At 39.9% G+C, this 15006-nt stretch carries 9 protein-coding genes; 2 read left to right on the top strand and 7 right to left on the bottom strand.

What is annotated here, in order from left to right:
• Positions 1–18 precede the first annotated feature (18 nt).
• Genes ACH11B_RS10535 through ACH11B_RS10520 form a run of 4 tightly spaced genes read right to left on the bottom strand, consistent with a single transcriptional unit; the run spans position 19 to position 8563 of the window.
• Complete coding sequence (locus tag ACH11B_RS10535) at positions 19–2331, bottom strand: GH92 family glycosyl hydrolase (protein WP_377613480.1); 2313 nt, start codon at positions 2329–2331, stop codon at positions 19–21.
• A 6-nt stretch (positions 2332–2337) separates the two neighbouring features.
• Positions 2338–3780: an alpha-L-fucosidase gene (locus tag ACH11B_RS10530; RefSeq protein ID WP_377613481.1), complete on the bottom strand. Its 1443-nt coding sequence runs from the start codon at positions 3778–3780 to the stop codon at positions 2338–2340.
• A gap of 42 nt (positions 3781–3822) precedes the next feature.
• A complete protein-coding gene (locus ACH11B_RS10525) occupies positions 3823–5457 on the bottom strand; it encodes a RagB/SusD family nutrient uptake outer membrane protein (protein WP_377613482.1) in 1635 nt (544 codons plus the stop codon).
• Between the two features lie 55 nt (positions 5458–5512).
• Positions 5513–8563, bottom strand: a complete 3051-nt coding sequence (locus tag ACH11B_RS10520; protein ID WP_377613483.1) for a SusC/RagA family TonB-linked outer membrane protein — start codon at positions 8561–8563, stop codon at positions 5513–5515.
• A 227-nt stretch (positions 8564–8790) separates the two neighbouring features.
• Between ACH11B_RS10520 and ACH11B_RS10515 the strand changes: the two genes are divergently transcribed.
• Together ACH11B_RS10515 and ACH11B_RS10510 are read left to right on the top strand one after the other, a co-directional pair.
• On the top strand, positions 8791–10254 hold the full coding sequence (locus tag ACH11B_RS10515) for a sensor histidine kinase (RefSeq protein WP_377613484.1): 1464 nt from the start codon (positions 8791–8793) through the stop codon (positions 10252–10254).
• Entirely contained in the window at positions 10251–10946 is a 696-nt protein-coding gene (locus ACH11B_RS10510) for a response regulator transcription factor (protein ID WP_377613485.1), read from the top strand. The genes ACH11B_RS10515 and ACH11B_RS10510 overlap by 4 nt, the downstream gene beginning before the upstream one ends.
• A 312-nt stretch (positions 10947–11258) precedes the next feature.
• Here the strand turns inward: ACH11B_RS10510 and ACH11B_RS10505 are convergent, their stop codons facing one another.
• From ACH11B_RS10505 to ACH11B_RS10495, 3 genes are all read right to left on the bottom strand, one after another.
• Positions 11259–12233 carry a hypothetical protein gene (locus tag ACH11B_RS10505; RefSeq protein WP_377613486.1) on the bottom strand — a complete coding sequence of 325 codons (975 nt, stop codon included), beginning with the start codon at positions 12231–12233 and terminating at the stop codon, positions 11259–11261.
• Position 12234: 1 nt separating this feature from the next.
• Positions 12235–13692, bottom strand: coding sequence for an MBOAT family O-acyltransferase (locus tag ACH11B_RS10500; protein ID WP_377613487.1), 1458 nt, complete (start codon positions 13690–13692; stop codon positions 12235–12237).
• 195 nt (positions 13693–13887) lie between these two features.
• A complete protein-coding gene (locus ACH11B_RS10495; protein WP_377613488.1) occupies positions 13888–14958 on the bottom strand; it encodes a Gfo/Idh/MocA family protein in 1071 nt (356 codons plus the stop codon).
• Positions 14959–15006: the final 48 nt, after the last annotated feature.

The raw sequence follows: 15006 nt of genomic DNA, 5'->3' as shown, positions 1-15006 counted from the left end.
CGTTTTTTGGTTTCGTTACTAATTGCTTGATGAAAACGAAAAAGGATATGCTTTTGCGTTGGTCCCCCTCGTTTTATTGGGTGTTTTATCCATTTGAAATAACAACTGACCACCATCTAAAATACGTTGGTGGCTTATCCAATTTTGATCAAGAGCCTTACCGTCTAACAAGGCGTCTTTGATGTAACGGTTTTCATTATTATTTTGCGGCGCCGCAATTTCGAATCTTTTACCGTTCTCGAGGCGTAATATTACTTTTTTGAACAAAGGGGCACCCAAAACATATTGATCAGTGGCAGGACATACCGGATAGAAGCCTAACGCGGAAAATACATACCATGCCGATGTTTGGCCGTTATCTTCATCTCCACAGTAGCCGTCAGGAGTAGCTAAGTATAATCGGTTCATAACCTCTCGTACCCAATATTGGGTTTTCCAGGGTTGCCCCGCATAGTTATAAAGATAGATCATATGTTGAATAGGCTGGTTTCCATGAGCATATTGCCCCATATTAGCGATCTGCATTTCCCTAATCTCATGAATAACACCTCCGTAATAGCTATCGTCAAAGGTGGGCGACTGGTTAAATACAGAATCGAGCATGGTTACAAAAATCTTTTCACCACCCATTAAGTCGATAAGTCCCTCCACATCATGAAAAACACTCCAGGAATAATGCCAGCTGTTACCTTCGGTAAACGCATCTCCCCACTTAAGCGGATTAAAAGGCGACTGAAAAGAGCCGTCTTTATTTTTTCCCCGCATTAAATTCGATTCTTTATCGAACAGATTACGATAATTTTGACTGCGTTTTGCATACAATTCGATTTCCTTCTTTGGCTTTTTAAGTGCCTTTGCCAGTTGATAAATGGCAAAATCATCATAGGCATATTCCAATGTTCTCGCCGCATTCTCATTAATCTTTACATCGTAGGGAACATAGCCTAAACTGTTGTAGTATTCAACGCCCTTTCTTCCAACGGCAGACATTGGCCCCTCATTATTGGCGCCATGAATCAAGGCTTCATATAATTTCTCAATGTCATATCCCCTTAGGCCTTTTATATACGCATCAGCTACAACTGAAGCTGAGTTATTACCGACCATAATATCGGCAAAACCAGGACTACTCCATTCAGGTAAAAATCCCCCTTCTTTGTAATCATTAATAAGCCCTTCTTGCATTTCTTTATTGATGGAAGGGTACATCAGGTTTAAAAATGGATAAAGAGCTCTAAATGTATCCCAAAAACCTGTCCCGGCAAACATGTATCCTGGAAGAACTTCACCATTATAAGGACTATAATGGACAATTTTGCCCTTTGCATCTACTTCATAAAGCTTATTGGGAAAAAATAGCGTACGGTATAAGCAGGAATAAAAAGTTTGCAATTGATCAACACTGGCACCCTCTACCTGCAGTCTGCCCAGCTTCTCATTCCATACTGCACGTCCTTTGCCGGCAATTTGATCGAATGAATCATTGGCGAGTTCTTTCAAATTAAGCAATGCTTGTTCTTCGCTAATGAAAGAAGAGGCCACTTTTGCATGTACCTGATCTGTCTTTCCACGCACTGAAAACCCTACAATGGCACCTGCGTGATCAGCAGCCAATTCCGTTCGATTGGTATATTTCGTTGAATCGGCCCAAGTTGCGAAATTACTGAATGGTTTATCAAAAACGATTACGAAATAATTTTTGAAATTCTTTAGCTTTCCTCTGCTGTAACGGGAAGAATATCCAACGATCATATTCTTTTCCGGGATTATTTTTACCTTCGAACCACGGTCAAAAGCATCCAGTACTACAAACGCACTATCGGTTTTGGAAAAAGAGAAACGAAACATAGCTGCTCTTTCGGTAGGCGTTACCTCGGCGGTTACGTCATGGTCTGCCAAATACACGCTGTAGTAATAAGGTTTAGATACTTCCGCTTTATGCGAAAACCAGCTGGCTCGGTCCTCTTCATCAAATACCGCTTTACCACTTATCGGCATAAGAGAGAATTGTCCGTAGTCGTTCATCCAAGGGGATGGTTGATGCGTTTGCTTCAAACCTCGAATTTTATCAGCCGCATATGTATACTGCCAGCCATTGCCATTCTTACCCGTTTGCGGTGTCCAAAAGTTCATTCCCCAAGGCAATCCAATTGCAGGATATGTATTTCCGTTAGACAAGGAAACTTTTGAGTCGGTGCCCATTAAGGGGTTTACATAGTCGACCGGGTCGACCATTACCTCATTACTTTGCGCGCATGCAGGCTGCAGGGCCCCTAAGCCACTGATCATGAAGACAGCAAAAGCATACGCCTTTATTTTATTTATCATCATATCTTGTTATCGTCTTTCATTATAAACGCCAAATTCCGCTATGGCAGGTGCTTCTTTGAAACTACCAAAGCGGGCTCTTAATTTTTGTGCCCAAACAGTATCAAAACGAATAATCTTCACGCGTTTTTCATCGCGTCCATTTGCTAAGGGTGTCCATTTTCCTTCTGCATAATACTCTAATGTATAAGCCGACACATTGGATTTCTCTTCTGTTATTACCACGCTATTGAACGGCTGTTCTCTTCCCAAATCGATCTCTAGCCAAGGTTCTTTTACACTTGGATGAGCGCGCCAGAAGGTGCTAAATTTATCGTCGTTGGCAAAGTCCATAATATTCATGTCATAGCTCCAACTACTATTAGCTGACTTCATTTTAGCCAAATTGGATGAAATAATTGGCCCATCGTTGGGTGGTAATGTTGGTAGATTCTTTGGTCTTTGGTAAAGCTGCCCTATTTTCTTTAATGATTCGAGAGCATTGTCATCGATTATACCATCACGATTTGGAGCTACATTCAGAATAAAATTACAATAAACCTGATTAAAAGGTATAAGGTTGTCGTTCACTAAACTTTCTACATCTTTTAAGGAAGAAGTTGGAAAAGACGACTTCCAAAACCAATTCGCCTGTAAAGGCAAACAAGAAAGTGCCGGCAATTTATTTTGTTCTTTCGATATATGCTGCCCTGCTCCTTGTTCGTAAGATTTTATATCTGTATAGAAAAGTGCTTCTGTGGGATATTTCGCAGCGTTTAAATCCATTACCAGACAATTTGGTTGTAGGGTCTTTATAAGTCTATATATCTCCTCAAAGGGTACATCGTCGTAAGAAATACGTGACCAAGGTGCGTCCCATCCATCGATAATTAGTGCCTCAATTTCTCCGTAATTAGTAAGTAGTTCAGTTAATTGGTCTTTTACCATCTTAATATGCTCGGTTGTTATATGGCCCGGTCTAAGCTGGTGATGGATATCCAAAATGGAATAATACAACATGACCTTCAGTCCTGCTTTACGAAAGGAGGTGACGTAAGCTTTTACAACATCTTGTTTCAAGGGACTATTCATTACGTTATAATCGGTTGTCTTCGTATCCCAAATAGCAAAACCGCTATGGTGCTTGGTTGTAAGGCATCCGTAACTCATGTGCGCGCTTTTCGCAGCCTCTGCCCATTGATCGGTATTTAGCCGCTTGGGGTTAAAAATGGCCGGTGATGCATCAGGATCAGCCCAGTCATCTTCCATATACGTAGGTATATTATAATGGATGAACATACCGAATGCCAAATCAATAAAGGCTTGTTGCCTATCCTTGAGTACGGAAGAATTCTGCTGTCCATAGGCAACAGACCAGCTTAAACTAATGGCAATGACTACAGCTAGAATAGATTTTGTTTGCTTTAGGTATCGTATCATATGCTTTTCATAATGGCTTGTATTGGTATCCATGGATGCAAATGAGGTTTCTTTGCATCCATGGATCAAATGTACTTAATTGTAACCTGGATTTTGTTGAAGGTTAGGGTTTAAATCTCTTTGTCTTTGCGGAATAGGAAAAAGTGCCTTAGTTGGGTCGCTTGGTTGATGATCCCACCAAGATTCTGTGGTAAATTTGCCGAAGCGAATAAGGTCGTCCCTTCTGAATCCTTCAAATATAAACTCTCTCCCGCGCTCAGCCAACAATTCGTCCATAGTTAGCGTGCTTGTAGTATAGGCATGGGATGGCCAATCACTCTCGGAGAATGCCCGTTTTCTACATTCATTGATTAATGTTACGGCCTCTTGCGTTGCAACGCCTCCGTTCTTTCGCATAATAGCCTCAGCTTTAGCAAAGTAAATCCATGATAGCCGGTAAATATTCCAGTCAGTATTATTATAATTTGGATCAACCGGAGTTCCGTCAATACCCACCACTTGATTTCCCAGCTTATATTTATTAAAGCGCACACCACTGTTTTCTTCCCCTTCACTCATATTAGAAACAGTAGATCCGGATTTATTCTTTCGAATATTATCGACAAACACCAAAGGTTGTCCATTATATTCTTCAGAACCCGTAACGGGTACTCCTGTTCCAAAGTTATACATAGGCCCTTCCAATAGCCATTCTCTCTTTCTTAAATCTTGATCGGAATAGTTTGTAAATACACCAGGGATAACTACAATTCCGTCATTTCCGTTCCTTCCACCTCCATAAATTTCTCTCTGTTTAAAATGATAAAATTCGCTGGGCCAGGAAGGTTGAAAATTAGCCGTTGTATAATCATAGGCAATGGAAAATATTACTTCCTTAGACAAGTCGTTCGTCGTGTTATAAGTATCGATAATATTAGGATCCAAAGCCATAATACCATTTTGTGCTCCACCATCTCCATTAATTAAATGATCGGCTGCAGCAATACAATCATCCCAGCGAGCAGTTCCCGTCCAAACCTCTGCATTGAGATACAACTCTACCAACATCGCATACGCGCCAGCCTGAGACATTCTGCCCAACATTTCACGAGAAAGCTTGGGTGCTTGATTGATGTTCTCCAGAATTTCACTTTCCACAAAGTTAAACACATCCTGACGGGAGCGGGTCTCCGGCTGAGCGGGCTCTCCTACCTGCGTTACGATTGGGATATTGCCAAAAAGATCCATTAATTTTAAATAATGGAAAGCTCTTAACAATTTTAGTTCTCCAATATAAGCAGCCTTCTCTTCCTCTGTTATTCCCATTGCAGCAACATCCCGCTTTTCCAAATTTTCGATAGGATCGTTACACAGGCCCATCCCCCAATACATTAAGGACCAAGCATTGTTCAGCCCCCCTTCATCCACGGTCCATGCATGGTAGTGCAGGCGTTTCCATTTCCCTCCGTCTTCTCCATGCCGACCCTTTGTAGGCCAAGCCAGTTGATCGCCAGAAAGTTCTGCAGGTCTCCACCAGCCATCCTGGCCAGAAGGCGTTACCCATGCATTCGCGTGAGTATAAGGCCTCAGCACTGCCGACACAACTTCATTTCTGTTATTGTAGAAATTATCTGTAATCATTTCATCATAGGCATTCTCATCCAACTTGGTACATCCGGTCAGTAGTAATGTGCCTACCAATATTTTTTTTAATAATGATTGCGTTTTCATCAGTAATTATTTCAATTTAAACTCCGATTGCTATACATATGGTTAAATCAGCCTATTAAAAGGCGAGATTAACTCCGAACAAGAATGATCGCGTACTTGGATAAGAACTCCTATTGTCAATACCTAATCTTCTATCGTTGTCGTCGGGATTTCCGATCCCCGTGTCGGAAACTAGATCAGGATCGTTACCTGAGTACCCCGTAATGGTCGCTAAATTCTGTCCTGTTGCATAAACCCTCAGGTTTTTTACCAATCTTGTAGGGAGCTTAAAGGTATAGCCAATGGTGATTTCATCAATTTTCCAATGACTACCACTTTCCAAATAATAGTCAGAATACATATAGGTGTCATCGATATCCTTATACTTGGTGAATGTTTCTTTTAACAGATTACCACTCCAGGTTTTGTTACCATAACTTAACGCCATGGTATTCAGGATATCGTAAGCAAATTTCCCGCGCATAAACACCCTGAAGTCAAATTGTTTATACCTAAAGCTATTCGTTAATGATAAGTAATATTTTGGCACCGCATTTCCGATAGGAGCCAAATCGGTTAGGTTTCTATCCTTCGAATAATTAATTTGGTCGTTTCGAACGGCCTCTCCGTTCCGATTATAAAACAGCCACTTACCATCTTCCGTGAAACCAGCAAAACGTTTTCCCCAAAATTCACCAACTTTTTCGCCTTCATAAGTAGTAAAAGCCTCACCCAAAGCACCGGCTCCACCAATTGTTCCATAATTCGCATATTCCACTTTATAGATATCATTGGAATAGGAATCCAAGGTGTTCTTTGTGGTGCTGGCAGCCAAATCAATCGTCCATTTGAAATCCTTTTTATCGACTGCTTGATAGCTAAAGGCAACTTCAATCCCTTTAGAAGAAATAGAACCCACATTGGTATAAATCTGGTCTCTGATATAAGGCGGTTGCGGAGAGGTGTAGGTATCAAGCAAGTCTTTCGTCGTCCGTTTGAATACATCGATGCTACCACTGAGTTTACTATTAAACAACGTATAATCAAGACCAATATTGGTTTCTCTTTTGGTTTCCCACTTAAGATTTGGATTAGGATTCCGATTGGGGCCATACGTTTCTCTGTAATAACCATCTGGATAAAGGTATCTTCCACCGCCTCCCAAGGTAACACGGGAAGCATTATTCGCAAAGCCAGAGTTTCCCGTCTCCCCATAACCTGCACGAAGTTTCAGAAAATTCACAAAGGTGATGTCCTTCATAAACGCTTCCTCGGACACGGTCCACCCCACGGATACCGCAGGAAAATTTCCCCATTTGTTGTTATCGCCAAAACGAGAAGAACCTTCATGACGTAAAATAAACTGCGCCATATACTTGTTGTTAAAAGTATAATTTATCCGCCCGAAAAAGGCTATAAGCGTGTTGTCGTTTTTAAAGCTTCCCATGCTCGCTTTACCATCAATTAAAGCCGTCCCCTGGCCTAGATTATCTTCGTGAAAAAGGTCGTTGATAAACCCGCGATTTTCTGCACTCAGGCCTTCTTCTTTATAATATCGGTAGCTGTATCCTGCAATAGCTGTCAAATTGTGTTTCTCCGCAATGAGCTTTTGGTATTGTAAAGTAGGTTCAAAAGCGTAAGATTCTGAAAGAAAATCGCTCTTTGCCGCCCATGCTCCTCCTGGATAATCGGTGTTTTCTAACGATGCTTCGCTGTTTTGGGGAGCGTACTGGCTATCATTCCATGATTCTCGCTGGTACGAGCCAAAAACTGAACCTTTCAATCCAGGCAATAACTCCAGATCTGCTTTAAAATCACCGGAAGTAGTTTGTTGCTTCCTCCAAGATGTTTCTTGCATTAAGCGAGCATATTCATTGGTGCTTATTAGATCAAAACGATAAGACCCATCATCATTAAAATTGGATAAAGTTGGATTTTTGAACACTTCGCTTTCCCATCCGCCACCGCCTAGTCGATTTTGCTTATTGAAATTGGTTGCCAAATTTAGCATGACGTTCAAGCGATCGTCTAATCCTTTTTGATTGATATTCAATCGCGCGCCATATTCCTGACGAGTGTTAGCTAAACTTATGCCCTCTAGATTCCGGTAGTTCACACTTGCTCGGTAGTTGGTATTACTCGTTCCTCCGCTCATAGCAAGATTATGGTTATTCGATAGGTTACTATGATTAATCAGCATGTCATAGAAATCGGTATTATGACCAAAATCTTGCTGATTAATTTCGCCGCTATTTACTTTATCCCGAAACTCTTCTGCTGATAAGGTGTTTGGTCTCCTGGCCACATATTCCTTTCTAACATAGTTATTGTAAGTAAAAGAAGAGGCACCTGCCTTCCCTTTTTTTGTAGTCACTAAAATAACACCAGCATTGGCAGTAGATCCATAAATAGCGGCTCCAGAACCATCTTTCAACACGTCTATCGATTCAATATCGTCCTGCTGCAATAGGTCCATATTTCCTCCGGGAATACCATCAATTACATAAAGTGGGCTGGCAGATCCGGCAACACTTACCACGCCGCGCAACTGAACCGCAACTGCCGTATTCGGATTCGATCCACTCGTACGTGTCACCTGCAAACCTGCCACCTTTCCCTGAATGAGGTCCAAAGGGTTTCTTGCACCGCTTTGCCTGAATTGAGCGGTATCGATGTGCGCTACAGCAGAAGTCACCTCTTTCTGTTTTAAAGTCCCGTAGCCTACAGAAACGGTGACCTCTTCCAGTGATTGCACGTCTGGGCTCAGTGATACATTAATGATCATTCGATTACTGACAGGCTCCTCTTTTGTAAGATATCCCAAGTACTGAAACTGCAATACTGAATTTGCCGCAGCAGCTAATTCGAATCGGCCATTGGCATCTGTTTGGGTTCTGCTCTGGGTTCCCTTTATACTGACAGTCACTCCCGGTAAAGGGCTTTTATCATCAGCGCTTATCACTTTACCCACGACAGTTTGCCTATTGCTTGTTTGTCCGTAGCTATAAATACTACATAACAGCAAGGAAATTAATATACTAATTTTGAGACAGCTGAGCCATACAACCTGTACGTAATGCTGTCCGCCGAGCCACTTCCAATGATTAGTGTGTTTAAATTTACTCATATGAATTTTGATTGGTTATAAAGTTGTTTTGTTAATAAAAACGTTTTAGCTTTGCCTAAACACTAGCTATAGCAAAGAGATCATTATTTCTATCCCGAAAGTTTAACAGGCTTAAAGTATTAGTCTGATTACTCGCGTAAAGGTAAGTCTAGACGAAAGAAAAAGTTGTCAACCAAATCATAACAGATTGTTAATAGAATCTTAACAAGACAATCAACGAAAATCAAATGGTTAAAGAAAAGATTAATCGATTGTTGTTACCGTCGATCATTTTATATCGATCGATTGCTATCTGCTGTATGGCCATTCTCATTGTTGTTCAGGCAAAACTCATATACAACACCTATGAGCTGAAGAATCGCCAATATAATCTAGATGAAAAAGAACTTATCAACGACGCTTACAAACAGGCGATTCGGAATGAAGTCTTATTTCCTGGTGGTGCGAAAATCCTGAAGCAACATATAGACAATAACCTGGTGAAATTCCAAGAACTTTACACCAACGGGCCAAAAGAATTTGAAGCCTTTCAAAAGCAGGTCAGTGAAGAGCTATACAAAGATCTTACCCGCTATAGCACAATGGATAGTTTATTTCGGGCAATCCATACGCAACTTGCACTGACAAACGATCTACAATTCCTTCTTATTTTAAACAATATCGCCATTACTTTCGATGGTATTAGCTATATACCGATATACCATAAAGGTGTTTTTGGCGATGCTCCGGTTAATATTCGTGAGGTAGGCCAGGGGATGCTGATTGATGGTGATTTGTCCTTCGCTAATCGGGAAAATTTGGTCACAAGCATCAGCATTTCAGACCCCTCGCCCAATACCTTACAAGTTAGCTTTAGTTTATACGTTGATCAATACAATAGGCAAATAGCGATTTTAAAACAGATGGTCCCTACCCTAAGCTTGTCTTTGATGTCCATAGCCTTTGTGTTGCTCATTTATTACTTTACGTATAGGAATTGGCTGAAACAAAAAAAATTGGCGGATATGAAGTCTGATTTTCTGAACAGTATTACACACGAGTTCAACACACCCATTTCAGCTATTCTTGTAGCGAACAAAAGTCTGCAAAATCCGGACATCATAACGAATTATACACGAGTCAACACCTTGACAGGCATTATAAAAAGGCAGACAGACCGCCTTCAAACCTTAGTCAATCAAGCATTGGATATCACTTCGATGAGTAAGGAAAATATTGAAAAAGAATCACATGACTTGGAAAAATTGTTGGAAGAAATTATAAACGATTATGAATTGAAAACCCCGGAGAAAGTTCAAATTCGATACACTGCTTTTACATCTGGCTCGATCGTCCCGCTAAATAGATTTCTCTTTACCACAATGCTCTACAATATTTTCGATAATGCGTTAAAGTACAATAACGCTGCTATCAAAAATATAACCGTAATAACGGATTGGAAGGAAGGACACTTAACTGTTTCAATCAAAGATAATGGCATTGGAATGGCAGAGAGTACGATTTCACATATTTTTGAAAAATTCTACCGTGGAAAGCATAATTTACAAACCGGTGGTTTAGGTTTAGGTCTCTTTTATGTGAAACAATCGTTAGAAGCGCACGGATGGCGACTACACTTACAAAGTCAAATTGGTGTAGGAAGTGAATTTTGTATCTTTATCCCCTATCATACCAATAATACAGGCTTATGAAACATAGTTTACTTTTCGTGGAAGATGAACAAGATCTTGGAAATGTTGTCAAACAGTATTTAGAGTTCATGAACTTTAATGTTATCTGGTGCATGAGTGCTCATGAAGCGCTTCTACATTATCAACAAAGTCACAGTTATGACCTGCTCATCATTGATGTACAGTTACCTGATTACAATGGTTTTGAACTGGCGGAAAAGATAATCAAAGAGAATAAAACCCAAGCGTTTCTTTTTCTAACAGCAAGAAATGAAAAAAAAGATCGCATACACGGACTCCATATTGGAGCAGACGATTATATCAACAAACCATTTGACATTGACGAGCTGGTATTAAGAATAAAAAACATCATTAAGAGAAATAATAAAGAAATACGCCCTGAAATACTTCCCGGTGAGTTGCAAATCGGTGATCTCATTTTTCAAAAGGAGTTATTGAAGTTATCGTTGCCAAATAAAAAAGCAGTATCACTTACCCTAAGGGAAGCGGAGCTACTGGAGTATTTACACATCAACAGTAATCGTATTTTAAAAAGGGAAGAAATTCTGCTACACTTATGGGGCGAAAACGATTATTTCTTGGGAAGGAGCTTGGATGTCTTTATTTCCAGGCTTCGGAAGGCCTTGACACATTCCACTCGCGTCAATATTGAAAACGTGTATGGCGTTGGATTTATTTTCAGTGTTTCCTAATCGTAGATCAATTGAGGTTCGTTATACCCTTCTTTTTTCCTTTTTTCACAATGAAAGCTACTTAAAACATCGTTAGAAAAAATAAAGAAACCTGATTAATATTCAATGTTGTCGTAAATTCATCGTAAATCTATCGTAAATTGATCGTAAATTTTACGCAGTATTTACGATGAGTTTATGATAAGAAAACGATCATTTTGAAGATTTTCCTATAATCTTTATTGTTTCTGTTATATTTCTTCTTACTTTTTATAAAGAAGCCAGGAATAAGCAATCCGCCAGCCTTCTCGACAAGAACTGAGGGACTTTTTATCATTCGTATTTAGAAGCGAATCGATATTCCCTCTTCTTCACGTTCAAATACCCCTTTTCCTTTATCAAATTAACCACATATTCATTATATCGATTAACACCCCATTGATTTAAATGGCTTTCATCCAAAAAGCAGCTATCAGGCAACTTTAATACTTCATTCGCATTCCTATAAAAGCCATATTTAGAAAAAAATGCATCAGCATAGGCATTATTGGTAACACGTGCATATTTTGCCTGCGGAATAGGCGATTGTAGAATGATATAGGGAATATTCCGTTGCCGCATTTTCGCAATGATGTGTTCAAAAGCATCGACCTGATTTGGCAGAAAAGAATAACTCGTTGCTTTAAATTCTTTCTTTCCTTTGAAACGACCTTTTGATTCTACATACCCACCTGAAACATACAAGTCGCCGGTGCTGCTTGGATTCTTCTCAACAAAACCTTTATTGAATCCAAAAGCATCTGCAAAAACTCTATAAAACAGCGTATTATACACACTGATATTATTTTGAGCCACGCTTAAACGTACGAGTTCTTCATCAAGCTCGCCATTTGAAACCAAATCTATAACCGACTCTATCCCATCGGATTTGAACAGAACGGGGTAAACGTCAATAACAACCAATTTAGGTCTGAATTTAGCAATATACTTATCGAATAGATATGCAGTTTGAACAGGTGTTTGTGCGGAAGAGCCTAAATTAAAGAGTTTCCAATCATATTGCTCGAAAATTCGAGGATCATAACCACGATAAGCATGAGAGGATCCCACAACAAGCACATCTACATTTCTATCAATTTCTTTCGCTTCGTTAAATCTTGTGTAAGAGTACCCCACGCCGCCCAAAACATAAGGTAAGTTTGATCGAACGGAAAAGGGAACAAAGCGTCCAAAAGCGATGATTCCCAAGCAACAAATAATGCAAGCGACTCCAGCAAAAGCAATTAAGGATATGAAGAACTTTTTCATGTTAAAATTGAAAATATATAAACTCTGTTCCTCCTGTTTGCATATACATCAAGATGACAAAGAGCATGATAGAATAGAAAGACCATCTTATGATTCTCGGCCAAATAAAGCCGATTTTTTCGATTGCATAATTCTGTTCTCGCCCAAGCCATTCTATCATGACAAATGGTATAATGAGCAGGAAGCAAATGAAGGTACCTCTTAACTCGTTCGATTGTAAAGGAATATATCCATCTCCAACATGTGAAAATATCCCGCCAATATAACTAAAGGCATGATCGAGGCTTGCGGCTCGAAAGAAGATCCACGCCAGCACCGTTAAAATAAACGTAGTTGCTATCTGGAGCAATTCTCGCCAATTAGGGAACAAACGTCCCTTAGCAACAATATCGAGATTCGACCGGTTCGTCCTGAAAATTATGGACGGCATAATGAAGAGCGCATTCAATCCGCCCCAAACTATAAACGTCCAATTCGCACCGTGCCAGAATCCACTTACCAAAAATATGATAAATGTATTGCGTATGCTCATCCATAGACCTCCCCTACTGCCTCCTAAGGGTATATATAGATAATCCTTAAACCATGACGATAAGGAAATATGCCATCTGCGCCAAAATTCGGCAATATCTCTCGAAAAGTAAGGGAAGTTGAAGTTCTTTAAAAGTTCAAAACCAAACAGCCGTGCCACCCCTAAGGCAATATCAGAATAACCAGAGAAATCGCCATAGATTTGAAATGCGAATAAAACAGCGCCTATGATTAGCACGCCACTGGAGTAAGCAGATGAATTGTTGAAGATCATATTTGCATATTCCGCACAATTATCCGCAATAACGATTTTTTTAATAAAGCCCCAAAGAATTTGTCTCAATCCGTCAACAGCTCGCGTATAATCAAAGTTCCGCTTTCTCTCTACTTGAGGCAACAAATGCGTGGCCCTTTCGATTGGCCCCGCTACCAGGAGCGGAAAAAAACTGACAAATAACGAGTAATGCACCCAATTCGTGCTAGGTTCGATCTTTCTGTTATAAATATCCAGTACGTAAGATAATCCATGGAAGGTGTAAAAAGAGATGCCAACAGGCAGAATAATGTTCAACGTCGATATATTCGGATTAAACCCAAACTGGCCAACGAGATCAGCGAACGACTCTACAAAAAAATTATAATATTTGAAGAATGCGAGAAAGCCTAGATTGATTCCTATACTTAAAATAAGCCAAAATTTTCTACTTTTCTGACTTTCGGCACGATGAATTGCCAAGCCGGAGAAGTAGTCGAGAAAAGTAGAAAAAGCAAGTAAAAACAAAAAGCGCCAGTCCCAACAACTATAAAAATAATAGCTAGCGATCAACAAAAGTATGTTTTGCTGCTTGAGGGACTTGTTTACGACAAACCAATAGAGAATGAAAACAATGGGTAGAAAAACAGCAAAGCTGATGGAGTTAAACAACATATTGTCACCGCTTTAGTTAATAAAATCTTATTTTAGCGAGAACAATATTAAAGTTATTTAGAATGCCTACCAATCATTCTTCCCGGAACGTACATTTTATGTTGCTTACATCACATTTATTCTCAAATTATCAACGAGAATCTCGCAACCATTCATCATAAATAAGATGAGAATAATTTTGCAGATGGATACACCTTACATACGAATAATATCTCCTGTTTTTACGGATTCATCACATGCCAAAGCAATACGTAAGCTATTGATGGCGTCGATATTAGCTTTTGTTAAATCTACATTCTCACGTATAGCCTCCAGGAAAAATCGCTGTTCCCTATTACACAACTCTTGATGATCAGGTTCATCCTCCAAATTAATCCAAATATCTTTGTGAACAAAGTTATAATCCGCATCTATTTGAGCGTTATGTACTTTTAGAGATTCCGTCTTTGTATGCGATTCTACTGCATCTGATTTTCCGGTTTTTGATGCTTCTTTTGCAACGATGGACACGGAGCCTTTCGGCCCAATCACATCTTTTACAAAAAAGGCCGTCTCGCTTATCATCGGTCCCCAACCCGCCTCATACCAACCTACTGATCCGTCTTCGAATTTAATTTGCAGCTGTCCATAATTGTAATTATCCGAAGGAATGTCCTGAGTTAGCCTCGCGCCAATTGCACTTACTTGAACGGGCTTCGCATCTGTCATTTGGCACATAACGTCAATATAATGCACACCGCAATCGACAATAGGGCTTAAACTTTTCATTAAGTTCTGGTGTACTTTCCACATATAACCGTGGCTTTGCTGGTTTAAATTCATGCGCATTACCAAGGGTTTACCAAGCTTCCTCCCTTGCTCAATAAACATCTCCCAAGAAGGATGATAGCGCAAAATATAACCGACAACTAGTTTTTTATTATATTTATTGGCTGTAGCCACTACCCTTTCTGCTCCTTCAATGGTATCTGCTAAAGGTTTCTCGATAAAAACGTGACATCCTGCTTGAAAAGCCTTAATCGCAAAGTCTTCGTGCGTATCGGGGTAAGTAGCTATGCAAACAGCATCCGGTTTTGCTAAACGCAAGGCCTCTTCATAATTGTCATATAGCTCATACAAACCACCTAGTTCCTGGTTTAGCACTTCTTTACTTTTACCGGTGGAAACCAATCCGCAAATCTCGAATTTATCCATCGAATGATAGGCTTTGGCATGTGAAGCCCCCATATTACCGCAACCCACCACTAAAATTTTGATTTTCTCCATAATTTGTCAACATTTGCTTTTAATCTTGCAAGATAGCTCTTTCAAAAT

The sequence above is a fragment of the Olivibacter sp. EAT-5 genome (assembly GCF_044784325.1).
Classification (GTDB): domain Bacteria; phylum Bacteroidota; class Bacteroidia; order Sphingobacteriales; family Sphingobacteriaceae; genus Olivibacter; species Olivibacter oleidegradans.
The sequence above is the reverse complement of the archived record's forward strand: the minus strand, read 5'-3'. Positions and strand labels throughout refer to the sequence as shown.

Excerpts from the sequence above, each read along its gene's own strand:
- ACH11B_RS10535 (WP_377613480.1), bottom strand. The coding sequence starts at position 2,331 with ATGATGATAAATAAAATAAAGGCGTATGCTTTTGCTGTCTTCATGATC.
- ACH11B_RS10530 (WP_377613481.1), bottom strand. The coding sequence starts at position 3,780 with ATGGATACCAATACAAGCCATTATGAAAAGCATATGATACGATACCTA.
- ACH11B_RS10525 (WP_377613482.1), bottom strand. The coding sequence starts at position 5,457 with ATGAAAACGCAATCATTATTAAAAAAAATATTGGTAGGCACATTACTA.
- ACH11B_RS10520 (WP_377613483.1), bottom strand. The coding sequence starts at position 8,563 with ATGAGTAAATTTAAACACACTAATCATTGGAAGTGGCTCGGCGGACAG.
- ACH11B_RS10515 (WP_377613484.1), top strand. The coding sequence starts at position 8,791 with ATGGTTAAAGAAAAGATTAATCGATTGTTGTTACCGTCGATCATTTTA.
- ACH11B_RS10510 (WP_377613485.1), top strand. The coding sequence starts at position 10,251 with ATGAAACATAGTTTACTTTTCGTGGAAGATGAACAAGATCTTGGAAAT.
- ACH11B_RS10505 (WP_377613486.1), bottom strand. The coding sequence starts at position 12,233 with ATGAAAAAGTTCTTCATATCCTTAATTGCTTTTGCTGGAGTCGCTTGC.
- ACH11B_RS10500 (WP_377613487.1), bottom strand. The coding sequence starts at position 13,692 with ATGTTGTTTAACTCCATCAGCTTTGCTGTTTTTCTACCCATTGTTTTC.
- ACH11B_RS10495 (WP_377613488.1), bottom strand. The coding sequence starts at position 14,958 with ATGGAGAAAATCAAAATTTTAGTGGTGGGTTGCGGTAATATGGGGGCT.